Source organism: Ciceribacter sp. T2.26MG-112.2 (genome assembly GCF_900492205.1).
GTDB classification, from domain to species: domain Bacteria; phylum Pseudomonadota; class Alphaproteobacteria; order Rhizobiales; family Rhizobiaceae; genus Allorhizobium; species Allorhizobium naphthalenivorans_A.
In genome coordinates, this window is record NZ_UEYQ01000022.1 from 1 (window position 1) to 14477 (window position 14477).

General features: G+C 63.9%; 16 protein-coding genes and 1 tRNA gene. 6 read left to right on the top strand and 11 right to left on the bottom strand.

What is annotated here, in order from left to right:
* Positions 1-179 (bottom strand): phosphoadenosine phosphosulfate reductase domain-containing protein (locus DYZ14_RS19855; protein WP_154722303.1); only part of this gene is annotated, 179 nt, incomplete at its 3' end.
* Positions 180-442: 263 nt separating this feature from the next.
* Between DYZ14_RS19855 and DYZ14_RS19860 the strand changes: the two genes are divergently transcribed.
* Positions 443-1510 (top strand): hypothetical protein, encoded by a 1068-nt coding sequence (locus DYZ14_RS19860; RefSeq protein WP_154722304.1) that lies wholly within the window; start codon positions 443-445, stop codon positions 1508-1510.
* A gap of 273 nt (positions 1511-1783) precedes the next feature.
* Positions 1784-2239, top strand: coding sequence for a PaaI family thioesterase (locus DYZ14_RS19865; RefSeq protein WP_154722305.1), 456 nt, complete (start codon positions 1784-1786; stop codon positions 2237-2239).
* 88 nt (positions 2240-2327) lie between these two features.
* Here DYZ14_RS19865 and DYZ14_RS19870 read toward each other — a convergent pair.
* Positions 2328-2404: transfer RNA gene (locus DYZ14_RS19870), tRNA-Arg, on the bottom strand.
* A gap of 356 nt (positions 2405-2760) precedes the next feature.
* Here DYZ14_RS19870 and DYZ14_RS19875 point away from each other — a divergent pair.
* On the top strand, positions 2761-3228 hold the full coding sequence (locus tag DYZ14_RS19875; RefSeq protein ID WP_154722306.1) for a MarR family winged helix-turn-helix transcriptional regulator: 468 nt from the start codon (positions 2761-2763) through the stop codon (positions 3226-3228).
* Positions 3229-3248: 20 nt separating this feature from the next.
* Here DYZ14_RS19875 and DYZ14_RS19880 read toward each other — a convergent pair whose 3' ends face one another.
* From DYZ14_RS19880 to DYZ14_RS19895, 4 genes are all read right to left on the bottom strand, one after another.
* Positions 3249-3692: a hypothetical protein gene (locus tag DYZ14_RS19880; RefSeq protein WP_154722307.1), complete on the bottom strand. Its 444-nt coding sequence runs from the start codon at positions 3690-3692 to the stop codon at positions 3249-3251.
* Positions 3693-3818: 126 nt separating this feature from the next.
* Positions 3819-4643, bottom strand: coding sequence for a transglutaminase family protein (locus DYZ14_RS19885; protein WP_154722308.1), 825 nt, complete (start codon positions 4641-4643; stop codon positions 3819-3821).
* 27 nt (positions 4644-4670) lie between these two features.
* Positions 4671-5612, bottom strand: a complete 942-nt coding sequence (locus tag DYZ14_RS19890; RefSeq protein WP_154722354.1) for an alpha-E domain-containing protein — start codon at positions 5610-5612, stop codon at positions 4671-4673.
* A 7-nt stretch (positions 5613-5619) separates the two neighbouring features.
* Positions 5620-7029 (bottom strand): circularly permuted type 2 ATP-grasp protein, encoded by a 1410-nt coding sequence (locus DYZ14_RS19895; protein WP_115672412.1) that lies wholly within the window; start codon positions 7027-7029, stop codon positions 5620-5622.
* A 386-nt stretch (positions 7030-7415) separates the two neighbouring features.
* Here DYZ14_RS19895 and DYZ14_RS19900 point away from each other — a divergent pair, with 386 nt between their 5' ends.
* Complete coding sequence (locus DYZ14_RS19900; RefSeq protein ID WP_154722309.1) at positions 7416-8300, top strand: DMT family transporter; 885 nt, start codon at positions 7416-7418, stop codon at positions 8298-8300.
* 79 nt (positions 8301-8379) lie between these two features.
* On the opposite strand, the gene DYZ14_RS19905 is transcribed toward DYZ14_RS19900, so the two are convergent.
* From DYZ14_RS19905 to DYZ14_RS19925, 5 genes are all read right to left on the bottom strand, one after another.
* Positions 8380-9762 (bottom strand): DEAD/DEAH box helicase, encoded by a 1383-nt coding sequence (locus tag DYZ14_RS19905; protein WP_154722310.1) that lies wholly within the window; start codon positions 9760-9762, stop codon positions 8380-8382.
* A 324-nt stretch (positions 9763-10086) separates the two neighbouring features.
* Positions 10087-11007 carry a purple acid phosphatase family protein gene (locus DYZ14_RS19910; protein ID WP_195950050.1) on the bottom strand — a complete coding sequence of 307 codons (921 nt, stop codon included), beginning with the start codon at positions 11005-11007 and terminating at the stop codon, positions 10087-10089.
* A gap of 66 nt (positions 11008-11073) precedes the next feature.
* The gene (locus tag DYZ14_RS19915) at positions 11074-12417 is read right to left on the bottom strand and encodes a sensor histidine kinase (RefSeq protein WP_232365615.1); all 1344 of its coding nucleotides are present in this window, start codon (positions 12415-12417) and stop codon (positions 11074-11076) included.
* Positions 12417-13082, bottom strand: a complete 666-nt coding sequence (locus tag DYZ14_RS19920; RefSeq protein ID WP_154722355.1) for a response regulator transcription factor — start codon at positions 13080-13082, stop codon at positions 12417-12419. The genes DYZ14_RS19915 and DYZ14_RS19920 overlap by 1 nt, the downstream gene beginning before the upstream one ends.
* Entirely contained in the window at positions 13082-13399 is a 318-nt protein-coding gene (locus DYZ14_RS19925) for a PepSY domain-containing protein (RefSeq protein ID WP_195950052.1), read from the bottom strand. The genes DYZ14_RS19920 and DYZ14_RS19925 overlap by 1 nt, the downstream gene beginning before the upstream one ends.
* A gap of 184 nt (positions 13400-13583) precedes the next feature.
* On the opposite strand from DYZ14_RS19925, the gene DYZ14_RS19930 reads away from it, so the two are divergent.
* Both DYZ14_RS19930 and DYZ14_RS19935 read left to right on the top strand, forming a co-directional pair.
* Entirely contained in the window at positions 13584-13859 is a 276-nt protein-coding gene (locus DYZ14_RS19930) for a PepSY domain-containing protein (protein ID WP_154722314.1), read from the top strand.
* A 20-nt stretch (positions 13860-13879) separates the two neighbouring features.
* Positions 13880-14431 carry a cytochrome b/b6 domain-containing protein gene (locus tag DYZ14_RS19935; protein ID WP_154722356.1) on the top strand — a complete coding sequence of 184 codons (552 nt, stop codon included), beginning with the start codon at positions 13880-13882 and terminating at the stop codon, positions 14429-14431.
* The last annotated feature ends 46 nt before the right edge of the window (positions 14432-14477 follow it).

A 14477-nucleotide genomic window follows, 5' to 3' on the forward strand; every position in this document is an offset into this window, starting at 1 on the left:
GGGTAGAAGGCCTTCATCGCCAGGTGCAGCATGACGGAGGAATCCTTGCCGACCGAATAGAGCATGACCGGCCGGGAAAAGGTTGCGGCGACCTCGCGCAGGATGTGGATCGATTCGGCTTCGAGGAGCTCGAGGTGGCTCAGCGGCAATGGATGGCACCTTGTTGTGTCGGTCGGCATTCTTTTGCGTGGAGGGTTCTCCGCTTGCCAGCCTCGTCGGCGCCAACCGAATCGCTTCCACCGCGTCTGCTGCCACGTAACCGTGTTTGTCCTTGCGTGACAATGGTCGCGGAATCCGCCCGCTGAGCCGGCCGAGACGCCATCGGGACCTTGGCTCGGGCGTTGCGTCAAGTCCCGTACAAGGTCCATGGGCCAACCATGGTCGGCGTTCGTCGAACGATCAAGTAATCGACGGGCTGGTGGTGACGAAGACGAGGATGGACATGGACGGCAGGATGGAAACGCCGCACGCCCCGGGGCTCTACGACGTGATGCGGACGATCGCGCTCGAGCCGGATATGGCCAAGGTTCGTCTGCACGCCGACAATCATATTCGCAGTGTGCCGCCGCAGCAGGCGCTCGCTGCGGCGGCGGCACTGAACTTTGCCCATCCCTTCTATCTGCCGACCATGGACGATCTCAGCGCAGGTCGGCTCGGCGTCAATCTTGACCAATTTAGCGAACTCGTCATGCGCGCCAGGCTGACCGCCTCGCGGGCCCGCCAGCCGAATATCCTTGTCGCCTGCGCGCCCAAATCCGCCTCGACCTTCATCGCCGGCGCGCTCTGCAAGGCGCTCGATATTCCGCAGGTATCGCTGGCGACGCCGACCTACAGCGCTTACTCCGGCTCCGTGCTGGGCGCCAATTTGCGCGAGCAGGAGACCGACGACTTGGCCTTGCTGCGCAATGGGCTGAATGAGAGAGGCTATGTCGCGCAGCATCATATCCGCTGCACGCCTTTCCTCGCCCGACAGATCGCGCTCTACGGGATCAAGCCGATCGTCACGGTGCGCAACATTTTCGACACGCTCGTCAGCCTCGACGACATGCTGCTCCAGTGGCGGGCGGTCGACCTGCCCGGAAACCCGGCCTTCTTCGACGACGGCATGCCCGCGACGTATACGAGGCTCGATGACGAGGCCCGCTTCGACATGCTGACCGACGCGACATGCGTCTGGTACGTGAAATTTCTGCTGTCCTGGCAAAAATGCGAGGCGGCCGGCCTGGTCTCCCCCTTGTGGGTTTCCTATGAAGACGATTTCATTGCCGACAAGGAGCGGTTGGGCACAAGGATCGCCGATTTCATCGGATCGGAGAATGCCGATGCCGGCCAGATCGCCGCATGTTTCGCGGACACCCGCAACGGAGCGGCCCTGAGGCTCAACAAGGGCGTGGCCGGGCGCGGCGATAAGATTCCCGCGAAGACCCGCGAGCGGATCGTTGCGATCTGCCGATGCTATGCCGGCGAGGGCGATCTTCGTCCTCTGCTGGGCAAGGAATTTGTCGCCTGACGGCGACGACCGGCTTGCGGGGCAACCCCCGGCAGATTTTCGGGGGCAGCGGCAACAGAAGGATGCTGCCCGCCATGCCGGAGGCGACGGCCATGGCCGCGTAACATAAACGAATTGGCTTCCGGCAAACCCCCGGAAGGGTCAGGGCTTGCAGGGCCGGCGCGGACGCCAGAGCAAATCCTGGCCGCCTGCCCGGCGTTTGCGCCTCACCTTCACCCTCGTGATGACGAGCATCGTGCAGAACCGTGCCATCTCAGATTGGAGAGCAAATCTATGTGCGCCTTTACCCCGCAAGATCCCGATTTTCAGACCCGCATTCAAGCCAGCTTTGACAAGCAGGGGTTGATGGGCACTCTTGGCGCTGCAATACTGCGCATCGCACCAGGTGCCGTTGATATCGCCTTGTCACCAAGCCCCTCTGTCTCGCAGCAGCATGGTTTCGTGCACGCGGGAGCGGTGTCAGCCATTGCGGACAGCGCGGCAGGATATGCCGCGCTCAGTCTCATGCCGCCGGGCGCCGGGGTGTTGACTACCGAATTCAAAATAAACTTGGTTGCGCCTGCCGCAGGTGAGCGGATCATCGCCAGGGGGCGGGTCGTTAAGTCCGGACGGACGCTGACGTTGGCGCAGACGGAGGTCTTTTCCGAATCGGCCGGTGGCGAGAAGCTGGTAGCGCTTCTTACGGCCACTTTGATGACGATAGAGGGGCGGGACGGCGTGGCGAACTAGTTTATGAGAGGTGATGGGCGCTGACGCCTCAACCTAAGCCAGAGGCTCCCGGCCTGGGATAGGCAAGTCGCTCGATCATTTGTTGAAATGGCGCACCCGACAGGATTCGAACCTGTGACCTTTGGAATCGGAATCCAACACTCTATCCAGCTGAGCTACGGGTGCATCCGTCGGCGGGTCCAAGTGACTCGCCGTCAAACCGGTTCGGCGGTCATACCCCAGACTTCCGCCGGCATCAATGCGGAAAATGCGCAATTCGCCGTCCTTCGTTTCGACACCGCGACGCGGCAAGTCTTGCGCTGCCGGGCGGTCGCGGGGCCATGTGCCCGCGCGCCGCGCGGGCCGCACGCAGCGTCGAGGCGGGCGGCGGTGAAATCTGTCGACATCTGCCCGGCGGCTAAGGCGAAGCCTTGTGCGGACGATGCAATGCTATAGAATCATTCTTGGTTTTCCAGATGCTTGGGTGCTCGGCTGAGGCCTTCTGTCTGGAAAGGGGGGACAAGAACAAGAATGGCGACCGCATGAGGGACGATCAGGCCGGCAAGGTGGCGCGCAACGCCTCCGTGATAGATTTTTCGATGATCGAGGATGCCGTCGGCTACCGCCTGCGCCGCGCGCAGCTTTCGGTCTTCCAGGATTTCAACGAGGCCTTCTCCGCCAAGGGGCTGCGGCCGACCGATTTCGCCGTGCTCATGCTTTTGACACGCAACCAGGGCGCCAAGCAGAGCGAGGTGGCCGAGGCGCTGGGTATCCAGCGGGCCAATTTCGTCGCCATCGTCGACGGGCTGGAGAACAAGGGCTTCGTCGCGCGGCGCAAGTCCGAGGTCGATCGTCGCGTCCAGTCGCTTCACATCACCGAACAGGGGCTCGCCTATCTCGACGGCCTGATGCCGATCTGGCAGGAGCACGAGGAGCGGCTCTTGGCCAAGCTCGGCGGCAAGGCGGCGCGCGACCAGCTGATCGGGCTGTTGAAGCGTCTCTACGACTGATCGAACCTTATATCGAAAAGTCAGGCGGGCCCGAGCCTGCGGATCGCCTCGTCGACCAGAAGGTTGGCGATCTTCATCCGCGTCGTGGCCTTGTCGCGGAACGCAGCGGGCTGTCGGTCCGGATGGTTGAGGCGGGCGAAGGCGCGGCGCTTGTCGGCCAGCGCATCCCGGTCGTCGTCGGCGCGCAAGCCAAGATCCTCGGTGATTTCCGCTATGGTGAGCCGCGCCAGATGCGCGGGAACGGCCGGCGGCTCGGTGTTCTCTGGCTCGGGGTCCGGCATGAGGGCGAGATAGGCGTCGAGGCGAAAGGCCTGCGTGGGTGCTGCTTCGACGCTTTCGGCGACAAATCCGCTCGACAGGCCGGAAATCCGGTAGGCCGGGTCTGCCAGCGGACCATCGGCTTCCTCGGCCTCTTCGGCAAGCCGCTCGACGACCGACTGAAACAGCGATTTTCCAAACAGCATCGGCCGCCTTCTCCCCATGGATTGCGCCGAGGGAAGCACGCCAAGGTGGCGCCGGGCTTGTGAGCGCCATTGATCACGGCCGTCGACGCCCGACGCGCCGGTCGGGGCGGGTGCTGGGGTCGGAGCTCAGCTCTGGCTCTGGCTTTGGTGCTGGCCTTTCGATTCGACCAGAACGGTGACGTCGAGATCCTCGCCGGCGGGGCCGATGCGCATGCCGGAGACCGGTGCGGCGTCGGCATAGCAGAGGCCGGTCGCCAGCCGCACATAGCGGGCATCCGGGCAGTGATCGTTGGCTGCATCGAAGCCGACCCAGCCGAGGCCGGACAGATGGACTTCGGCCCAGGCATGGGTGGCGGTCTGGGCGATGGTCTCGTCCATCTTCAGATAGCCCGAGACATAGCGCGCCGGCATGCCCATGCTGCGCGCCGCGGCGATCATCACATGCGCATGGTCCTGGCACACGCCCTGGCCGGCCTCCAGCGCCTGTTCGGCCGTCGTCTCGCTGTCGGTTTGCCCGGGACGATAGGCGACGGCTTGATGGATCGCCCCCATCAGGTCGTGCATCATCGCCAGCGGCTCCTTGGCGGACAGGTTCCTCACGAGGTCTCGGGTCAGCTTTCCGGCCCTGGTGCGCGGCGTGTCGCGCTGGAACAGCCAGAGCGGGCAATAGCCGACATGCGGACCGAACACGCCGGCATGGTCCTCGGTCACCACCTCGCCGCAGGCCTCGATGCGGACCTCATGAGCCTCGCCGTCGGTCGAGACCAGATGCACGTGATTGCCGAACTGGTCGTTATAGCCCGCCTCGACCTTGGCGCCGTCGACGGTGATGTGCCAGCTTTCCACGTGCTGGCCGGGGCAGGTCGGCGGCGTCAGCCGCAGCCGCTGCAGAGAATAGAGAACCGGCGCCTCGTAGCGATAGAGCGTAGTATGGGTGATCTTCAAGCGCATGATCTCTTGTCCATTCCCGGCTTGGGTTCAGCTGTAGAAGCGGTAACCCTCGGTGATTTCCTGGCCGAGCCGGTTGTTGCGGGCGATGAAGCGGTCGAGGAACTCGTGCAGGCCCTGGTCCATGATCTCGCCGATGGTGGTCGATTGCAGCGTTTCACGCACCTTCTCCGCGGTGTCGTGGGCCGCCAGCCGCTCGCCGTAGTCCCTGGCGATGTAACCGAGATTGCTGACGATCTTCTCGTAGGAATAGGCGAGCGACCGCGGCATCTGGCCGTTGAGGATGAGGAAGTCGGCGATGTTGGCCGGACGGTACTCGCCGTCATAGACCCAGCGATAGGAGCGATGGGCCGAGACCGAGCGCAGGATCGATTCCCACTGCATGTTGTCGAGCGACGAGCCGACATGGGTGATCGCCGGCAAAAGCACGTAGTATTTCACGTCGAGGATGCGGCTGGTATTGTCGGCGCGCTCGATGAAGGTGCCGATGCGGGCGAAATTGTAGATCTCGTTTCTGAGCATCGAACCATGGAAGGCGCCGCGGATCAGGCCCGCGCGGCGCTTGACCGTGTCGATTACCTCCGGCAGGTCAGCGGATTTCAGCTTGCGGGCGAGCATCTGCTTCAGTTCGATCCAGCACTCGTTGGTCGCTTCCCAGGTCTCGCGGGTCAGCGCGGTACGCACCATGCGGGCATTGTTGCGCCCCGAATCGATGCAGGACATGACGCTCGACGGGTTGGCCGTGTCGCGCAGGAGGAAGTCGATCGCATCGGCGGCGGTCACCTTGGAATGGCTGGCGTCGAAACCCTCGCGCACGTCGGCGCTCAAGAGCACGGCGGCCCAGTCGTCGTCGGAGGCGCCGCTGCGGGTGAGCGACATTCTGAGGCCGGCGTCGACCAGGCGGGCGATGTTTTCCGCCCGCTCGATGTAGCGGAACATCCAGTAGAGGCCGTTGGCCGTTCTTCCGAGCATGACCATGTCAGTCCTCCAGTACCCAGGTGTCCTTGGTGCCGCCGCCCTGGCTGGAATTGACCACGAGCGAGCCGGCTTTCAGGGCTACGCGGGTCAGGCCGCCGGGGATGATCCGCACCTTGTCGGACACCAGTACGTAAGGACGCAGGTCGACATGGCGGGGGGCGATCCCCTTGTTGACCAGCACCGGCACGGTCGACAGCGACAGCGTCGGCTGGGCGATGTAGTTGGCCGGACGGGCCTTCAGTTTCTCGGCGAAATCGGCGCGCTCCTTCTTCGACGCGGTCGGGCCGACCAGCATGCCATAGCCACCCGAGCCGTGGACCTCCTTAACCACCAGTTCCTCGAGATGTTCCAGCACATATTTCAGGCTGTCGGCTTCGGAGCAGCGCCAGGTCGGCACGTTTTCCAGAAGGGCCTTCTGGCCGGTGTAGAACTCGACGATCTCCGGCATGTAGGAATAGATCGCCTTGTCGTCGGAAATGCCGGTGCCGGGCGCATTGGCGATGGTGATATTGCCGGCGCGATAGACGTCCATGATGCCCGGAACGCCAAGACAGCTGTCGGGGCGGAAGGTCATCGGATCGAGGTAATCGTCGTCGACGCGGCGGTAGAGCACGTCGATCGCCTCGTAGCCGCGGGTGGTGCGCATCTTCACCTTGCCGTCGATGACGCGCAGGTCGGAGCCCTCCACCAGTTCCACGCCCATCATGTCGGCGAGGAAGGAGTGTTCGTAATAGGCCGAATTGAAGATGCCGGGGGTCAGGACCGCGACGCGCGGCTTTCCCTTGCAGCCGGGAGGTGCCAGCGAGGCGAGCGACTGGCGCAACAGGTGCGGATAGTCCTCGACGCGCTGCACCTTGTTCACCTGGAACAGTTCCGGGAACATTTGCATCATGGTTTCGCGGTTTTCCAGCATGTAGGAAACGCCGGACGGCGTGCGGGCATTGTCCTCCAGCACATAGAACTGGTCCTCGCCGGTGCGGACGATGTCGGTGCCGACGATATGGGTGTATACGCCGCCCGGCGGTCGGAAACCGATCATTTCCGGCAGGAAGGCGACGTTCTTCTCGATCAGTTCACGGGGAATGCGGCCCGCCTTGATGATCTCCTGCTTGTGGTAGATGTCGTCGAGGAAGGCGTTCAGCGCCAGAACGCGCTGCTCGATGCCCTGAGCCAGCTTGCGCCATTCGCGGCCGGATATGATGCGCGGGATGATGTCGAAGGGGATGAGCTTTTCCGAGGAGTCCTCGTGGCCGTAGACCGCAAACGTGATGCCGGTCTTGCGGAAGATGTTTTCGGCATCCCTCGACTTGGCGATCAGTCGGGCCGGGTCCTGCTGGGAGTACCAGTCATGGTAGTTCTGGTAAGGCGGTCGCGGACTTCTGTCCGCATTCATCATTTCGTCAAATGCCAACGGCGCCATCCCCTTTTTTTTCATTTGAATACAAGCCATTTGCCAATGCAAGGAGCGGGCGGGCCGGACATGAAGAATTTCGCCGGCGCGAAAAATCGGCAGGCGCCCAATTTTCCATCAGTTTTCTTGTTGTCTCCCGGTTGTATCGCCCGCTTGCGCCGTTGGCGTTGACGAATGCCTGTTTGGAGACCTGTTGCCTTTCCGCATCTTGCCTAAAATATAGCCGTCATTTGCCCGGAAAAAAAATCTGAAGGCTGCTCGGTTCAGCGGAATTGATGGCTTGCGGAAGGAAAACTCCTTTGACGCGCCTTCATGGGCCCGCTAGTCACCAAACGATCGGGAAGCGCGAGGCATTCCGGCAGCCCGGATTTGCTCGGAGACGTCCCATGACCCTCGGTCGCCTTGCCCCAGCGCTCTTCGTTCTCCTGTGGTCGACGGGATGGGTCGTGGCGAAATATGCCGGCCTGTTTGCCGATCCGCTGACCTTCCTGGTGCTGCGCTACAGTGCCGCCGTCGTCCTGTTTTACCTGGTCTGCCGGATTGCCGGGGTGGCCTGGCCGAAAAGCCGGGCAGCAATCCTGCATGCGATCATCTCCGGCATGTTCCTGCACGGTCTCTATCTCGGCATGGTCTGGTGGGCGATCGGCCAGGGTGTACCCGCCGCCTTGTCCGGCATCATCGCCGGGCTGCAACCGCTGATGACCGGCATAGCCGCAGCCTTGCTTGTCGGCGAGGCGCTGACCGGCGGCCAGCGCCTGGGCCTCGTTCTCGGCTTTGCCGGGATCGCCATCGCCGTCCTGCCCAATGTGCTGGCGCTCGATTCCGGTTCGATCCCGCTTCATGCGGTGGCGATCAACGTGCTGGCCATGGCTTGCGTGACGGTCGGCACGATCTACCAGAAACGCTTCCTGCGGGAAGGGGACCTGAGGGCGGTCGCGACGCTGCAATATGTCGGCGCGCTGATCGTCACCGTACCGGCGGCACTTGTGCTCGAGGATCTGCGTGTGGATTGGGGCGTGGAACTGTTCGCAGCACTTGCCTGGTCGGTGCTCGGCATTTCGATGGGCGCGGTGGCGCTGCTGCTCTACCTGATCCGGCGCGGTGATGTGTCGAAGGCGGCGTCGCTGATCTATCTGGTGCCGCCGCTTGCGGCGCTGGAGGCGGCGCTGATGTTCGGCGAGCGGCTGACCGTGCCGATGATCGTCGGAACGATCGTGGTGGTGATCGGCGTCTACCTGACCAATCGCAAGCCCGTCGTGAAGGGCGACTGACGGGCCGATACGAAAAAGGCGCGGCCGGGGCCGCGCCAGTTCGATTTTCAATCAATTATCCGTCTCAAGCCAATAAGGCTTACGCCTCGCGGCGACGGTTGCGCTGCTGGCCGCCGGGGCCGCTCGGGCGACCGGAGGCCGGCTTGCCATGGGCTGCGGCCGGACGGCCTGCGCCGCCATTGCCGCCCTTGCGCTGGCCGGGCTTGCCGGCCGGACGGCCTTCACCGTCATGCTTGGGGCGACCCTGGCCCTGATGGTTGCGGTTGTTGCCGCCGGGGGCGCCGCCGCCACCGCCACGACGCTGCGGGCGGGCCGGACGGCTGAGGTTGGTCGGTGCTTCGCCGCTGGCGACCGGAATGTCGATGCCCATCAGGCGCTCGACATCGCGCAGCAGGCGGCCCTCGTCCGGACCGCAGAAAGCGATCGCGATGCCGTCACGGCCGGCACGGGCGGTACGGCCGATGCGGTGGATATAGGCGTCCGGCACTTCCGGCAGGTCGTAGTTGAAGACGTGGCTGACGGCCGGGATGTCGATGCCGCGGGCGGCGACGTCGGTGGCGATCAGCGTGCGGATCTCGCCGTCGCGGAAGCCCTTGAGCGCCCGTTCGCGCTGGCCCTGGCTCTTGTTGCCGTGGATCGAGGCAACCGAGAAGCCGACGATCTCCAGGTGCTTCATCAGCTTTTCCGCGCCATGCTTGGTGCGCAGGAAGACGATGGAGCGGCCGTCCGGATTGTCGGTGAGGATCTTCTTCAGCATTTCCGTCTTGGCGTTCTGGCCGGCGACGAAGTGTACGTGCTGCTCGACCTTGTCGGCGGCCTTGCCCGGAGGCGAGACTTCGACCTTGGCCGGGTTGCTGAGGAAGGTCGCGGCCAGATCGGCAATGGTCTTCGGCATGGTGGCCGAGAACAAGAGGGTCTGGCGCTTGACTGGCACCATCTTGGAGATCTTGCGCAGGTCGTGGATGAAGCCGAGGTCGAGCATCTGGTCGGCTTCGTCGAGCACCAGATAGGTGACGGCGCGCAGCGAGATGGCGTTACGCGAGATCAGGTCGAGCAGGCGGCCGGGGGTGGCGACGAGGATGTCGGTGCCCTTTTCCAGCTGCAGCTGCTGCTTGCCGATCGAGGCACCGCCGACGACCTGGTTGATCCTCAGCGGGGTCTTCTTGATGAACGAGCGCAGGTTGTCGCCGATCTGGTTCACCAGTTCGCGGGTCGGTGCGAGAATGAGGGTGCGGGTGGTCCGGTTGTCCGGACGCGTGGGGTTTTTCAGCAGCATTTCGATCAGCGGCAGGCCGAAGGCGGCCGTCTTGCCGGTGCCGGTCTGGGCCAGACCGATCAGGTCGCGGCCTTCCAGAACGATCGGGATCGCCTTCAGCTGGATCGGGGTCGGGGTTTCGTAGCCGAGGCCGGCCACCGTGGCGGCAATGTTCTGCGACAGGCCAAGCTCAAGAAAGTTGGTCAATTCTAATACCTTTTCGGGGCGCCACGCGACATCGGGCGAAATCGCACCTTGCGATTTGCCTGTCTCGTAGCGTCAAGAACCCCGCGTGAATTGGGAACTTGTAAGTTGGAAAAAAGCTTTCCAGCGCGTTGGGCCGCGACATGCAGCCATTTTATCGTGCGCTTTGTATCCTTCTTCGCGTCTTTAAGTCGATCGCGGGCCGCTCACGCGGCGGCCGGAAGGTGAAAGCTGAGTTGCAGATGGGCCTTCCGGCTTGGAAAGTCAAGGAATCTTTTGCATTGCGGCAAAGTTCGGGTCCGGTGGCAAGGTTGAAACCCGTGGGCGTCAGAGGGCCAGCGGCTGGCTGTAGACGAGGGCTGCATCCTTGTCGAAGAAGGATGCGGTACCCCCCGTCGACGAGAGTTCGATGAGAAGGAAGCCCGGCACCGGCGAGGCGAACAAGCTCTTTGGATGCGGCCGCGGCGGCCGGCTCCGGCTGCCGCTGCCGGAGACGAAATAGGCCACCCGCTCCGAGCGCAGGGCCTCCAGGTGATGGTCGTGGCCGCACAGGTACATCGAGACGCCGTGGCGGTCGAGGATGGGCTTCAGGCGCTGGCCGAGGAAGGTGCTGTCGCCATGACGGCCGCCGGAAAAGATCGGGTGATGACCGACGACGATCTTCCACGGCGCGGTGCTTGCGGAAAGCTTCCTGTCGAGCCAGTCGAGCTGCAATTCGGCGTCCGGATGGAGCACGATCTCCATGAGGGTGTTGCCCTTCATCCGCTGCGTATCAAGGAAGAAGAAATCGGCTTTCGACCCGCCAAAGGCCTTGCTCTCGGCGAAATAGTGGCCGGGCATTCTCCAGCGGCGGTTCTTCTTGGAATAGTCGATCTGCGCCTGAGCACTGCCGCCATAGTCGTGGTTGCCGAGCACCGCATACCACGGCACCTGCAGCGACGGCGCGCTGTAGATCTCCTCAAAGCTCGTTTGCCATTTGGTGTCGACGGTGCTGTCGACGCCGCTTTCATAGAAATTGTCGCCGGTGGAAATGACGAAGGATATCGCCTTTTGCGCGCCGATTTCTCCCATGGCCCTGGCAACCGCGCTGGCCGTCGCGCGCGACTGGCCGTCTCCCCAGTCGCCGACCACGAGAAAGGAGAGGTCCGTGGCGGCTGGGCCTTCCTGCTTGCCCGCCGCATGGGCGAGGCTGCCGAGCGCCAGCGAGGCGAGGCCTCCCTGGATGAGGCTGCGGCGGGTGTAAATCATCGACATGTCCTTCATTGGTCTGCACTTGGGTATGCACTGGTGCCGGCCGCCGGCTCCCGGTTCGGGTCAGAATGAAACGGATACCCGCAGTCCGCCGGCGTCGCGATTCGCGATCTCGATGGTCAGATCGTAGACGGACGCGATGTCCTTGACGATGGAAAGACCGATGCCGGTTCCCGGTTTCTGGCTGTCGAGGCGGACGCCGCGTTCTAACATCTGCTTCAATCCGGCCGGATCGGCGCCCGGCCCGTCATCCTCGATCACCAGTCGCGGACGGCCCTCGTCGCGGTGCAGACTGACGGTGATCGTCGAGCGGGCCCATTTGACGGCATTGTCGAGGATGTTGCCGAGCAGTTCCTCGAGGTCATGGGGATCGACCTCCACCGTGACGGCCGGCGGCACGTCCACCTGCCAGGCGAGGTCTGCGCCCTTCGGTGTGCGCTTGAGGGTCCGCACGATGCGATCGAGGGCGGTGGCGAGGTCTGCGTCCGAGGCGCGAAGCTCGGCGGTGGCGGCAATGCGGCTGCGGGCCAGTTCACGTTCGACATGGGCCTGCATGACGCCGGCCAGGTGGGCGAGCTCGTCGCCGATCTCCGTCTGGCCGCGCTCCTTCAGCGTTGCCGCGTCGTTGGCAACGACAGTCAGCGGCGTCTTGAGACCATGGGCGAGGTCGGCGGAGCGGGTGCGTGCCTTCTGGATGATCACGGACTGCGCATCGAGCAGCCGGTTCATCGCGGCGACCACCTCCTGCAACTCCTTGGGAAAACGGCCCGTCAGCCGTTCGGCCTTGCGTTCGCGGATGCGATTGAGCCCCTCGCTGACCGAGGAGACCGGACGAAGGCCGAAGGTCAGCTGCGCCAGCGAGGCGGCGATGAGGAAGGCGGCCAGCACGGCCATGAAGGGAATGATGTCGAGGGTGAAGGCGCGGCGCGCCTCGGCGAGTACGCTTTCGTCGATCGCCGCCGCAACCCGGACGGGGCGCGGGCCCTCCGGAGCGGCAACGATGATCTGCCGCTCCTGCACGATCAGCTCGCCGCCATCCGGCCCCGGCAACGTGTAGCGGTGCACCGCGCCCGGCTCATGTATGTCGGCGGGCAGCGGCAGGACATAGTCCCAAAGTGACGGCGAGCGCAGCTGGCGCTTGCTCCGATCGTCCTCCACCTGCCAGTAGAGCCCACCATAGGGCTCGGTGAAGCGGCGGTCGGCCGGCCGGTCGGGCAGTTCGAGATTGCCGTCCGGGGCAAAGCGCAGCGTTCCGGCGAACAGGTTGATGTGGCCTGTCAGCTCCTCGTCGATGCGCCGCTCCAGGTTGCGGGTGAAGATCGAAACGAAGACGATGGTGGCGAGCACCATGGCGAGAAATACGCTGGCGGCGGAAACGATCAGGAAGCGGCCGCGGATCGATTGCATCAGCCGTCCTCTTTGCCGATACGGTAGCCATAGCCGCGTCGCGTCGAGATGGCGTCCTTGCCGAGCTTCTTGCGCAGCCGGCCGATCAGCACCTCGACCGAATTGCTGTCGCGCTCGAAGTCCTGGGCATAGAGCTGTTCGGTCAGTTCCATTTGCGAGACGTTGCGGCCGCGATTGTGGGCGAGGTGGGCGAGGCAGCGGTATTCGAGCGGTGTCAGGTCGACGGGCAGGCCGGCGCGGCTGACGGTGTTGGTGCGGGTGTCGATGGCGATGTCGCCGATTTGCAGGACGGGATTGGCCTGTCCGGCGCTGCGCCGGATGATGGCTCGCAGACGGGCCAGGAGCTCGGCCATCTGGAACGGCTTGGTCAGGTAGTCGTCGGCGCCGGCATCGATGCCTTCAACCCGCTCCTGCCAGTTGCCGCGGGCGGTGAGAATGAGGACTGGCATCCGCCGTCCCGCGGCGCGCCAACGCTTGAGGACCGCCAGCCCGTCCATGCCAGGCAGGCCGAGATCGAGGATGACGGCGGCGAAATCCTCGGCATCGCCGGTGAACCATCCGGCCTCGCCGTCGCTTTCATGCACCACCACGAAGCCCGCCCGCTCCAGGTGAAGCGTGACATCGCGGGCGATCAGCGGATCATCCTCGATCAGCAAGAGCCGCATCATTCATTCTCGACTTCGAGGATCGTGCCGGTCGCCGCATCCACTTCGGCTTCGACGACACGGCCCTTGGCGGTGAGGATGCGGAATTCATAGACGAGTTTATGGTCCTCACGATCGAGCTTGACGGAGACGATCTCGCCCGGGACCCGTTGGCTGACGATCCGCTTGACCTCCACCAACGTCAAGGCCTCGCCGCTGTCGACGGCCCGGCGGGCCGCGTCGTGATCATCGTCGGCTTCGACGCTCGGGAAGCCGGGCCGATCCTCGGTGCCGTCGGCGATCACCGGCACGGAGAGTGCGGGCAGCAGCATCAGCATGCATGCCGCTGTCATCATTTGCCGATAGATGTGCCTGGCTCGACCGTTCATCATCGTTCCTTAGCATGCCGAAACTGATTTTTCGCTGACATGGCGTGTCAGCTATCGCTCAGCCCGGACGGATTAGGGTCTGCGTCGTTGGTCGAGGACAATGGTGCTCGGCCCAAGGACGAAGGACGAACTCATGAAGAAGATTATTTTCGCCGCCCTTTTCGCCACGGCCGCTTTCGGTTCGGCCGCCTTGGCGGAAGGCGAGTATTCGTGCGGCAATGTGCCGAAGGAAAAGTGGATGACCGAGGACGCGCTGAAGGCCAAGGTCGTCGGCATGGGCTTCGAAGTCCGCCAGATCAAGATGGAGGACGGTTGCTACGAGGTCTACGGCATCAAGGACGGCAAGAAGGTCGAGGCCCTGTTCAACCCGGAAACCGGCGTCCAGGTCGGCGTCGAGGGAGACGATTGATGTCCGACGCCGCGCAGGACATGCGAGGCGCCCATTCCGTCCGCGCCACGCGGACGGAATGGATCAAGGTCTGGGATCCGTTCGTGCGGATCTTCCACTGGTCGCTGGTCGGGCTCTTTGCCTTTTCCTACCTGACCGGCGACGAGTGGAAGTCCGCCCATATCGTCTCCGGCTACCTGATCGCCGGACTTCTGGGCTTCCGCGTCGTCTGGGGGCTGATCGGCACGGAACATGCGCGGTTCGGGAGCTTCGTCCGCAGTCCGAAGGCGATCCTGGCCTTCCTCGCCGATACGGCCCGGATGCGGGCGAAGCGCTATCTCGGCCACAATCCGGCGGGCGGCGCCATGGTGATCGCCCTTCTCCTGGCGATCGCCGGCACGGCGTCCACCGGCTACATGATGACCACCAATGCCTTCTGGGGCATCGAATGGGTCGAGGAAACGCATGAAGCGCTGGTCAATGTGACGCTCGGTCTTGTCGCCCTGCATCTCGCCGGCGTCGCCCTCGCCAGTGTCGAACACCGCGAAAACCTCGTGCGTGCCATGCTCAATGGCTGGAAGCGCCGCTCCTGATCTTCAAGGCCGGGAGAAAAGCCTCCGAGTGAACGCGGCCGGGAAG

Bases quoted from the DNA above. Each gene is read 5' to 3' on its own strand.
- DYZ14_RS19925 (WP_195950052.1), bottom strand. From the start codon at position 13,399: ATGCTGATGCTGCTGCCCGCACTCTCCGTGCCGGTGATCGCCGACGGC.
- DYZ14_RS19920 (WP_154722355.1), bottom strand. From the start codon at position 13,082: ATGCGGCTCTTGCTGATCGAGGATGATCCGCTGATCGCCCGCGATGTC.
- DYZ14_RS19900 (WP_154722309.1), top strand. From the start codon at position 7,416: ATGACCCTCGGTCGCCTTGCCCCAGCGCTCTTCGTTCTCCTGTGGTCG.
- DYZ14_RS19865 (WP_154722305.1), top strand. From the start codon at position 1,784: ATGTGCGCCTTTACCCCGCAAGATCCCGATTTTCAGACCCGCATTCAA.
- DYZ14_RS19890 (WP_154722354.1), bottom strand. From the start codon at position 5,612: ATGCTCGGAAGAACGGCCAACGGCCTCTACTGGATGTTCCGCTACATC.
- DYZ14_RS19915 (WP_232365615.1), bottom strand. From the start codon at position 12,417: ATGCAATCGATCCGCGGCCGCTTCCTGATCGTTTCCGCCGCCAGCGTA.
- DYZ14_RS19885 (WP_154722308.1), bottom strand. From the start codon at position 4,643: ATGCGCTTGAAGATCACCCATACTACGCTCTATCGCTACGAGGCGCCG.
- DYZ14_RS19930 (WP_154722314.1), top strand. From the start codon at position 13,584: ATGAAGAAGATTATTTTCGCCGCCCTTTTCGCCACGGCCGCTTTCGGT.
- DYZ14_RS19935 (WP_154722356.1), top strand. From the start codon at position 13,880: ATGCGAGGCGCCCATTCCGTCCGCGCCACGCGGACGGAATGGATCAAG.
- DYZ14_RS19875 (WP_154722306.1), top strand. From the start codon at position 2,761: ATGAGGGACGATCAGGCCGGCAAGGTGGCGCGCAACGCCTCCGTGATA.
- DYZ14_RS19880 (WP_154722307.1), bottom strand. From the start codon at position 3,692: ATGCTGTTTGGAAAATCGCTGTTTCAGTCGGTCGTCGAGCGGCTTGCC.
- DYZ14_RS19910 (WP_195950050.1), bottom strand. From the start codon at position 11,007: ATGATTTACACCCGCCGCAGCCTCATCCAGGGAGGCCTCGCCTCGCTG.
- DYZ14_RS19860 (WP_154722304.1), top strand. From the start codon at position 443: ATGGACGGCAGGATGGAAACGCCGCACGCCCCGGGGCTCTACGACGTG.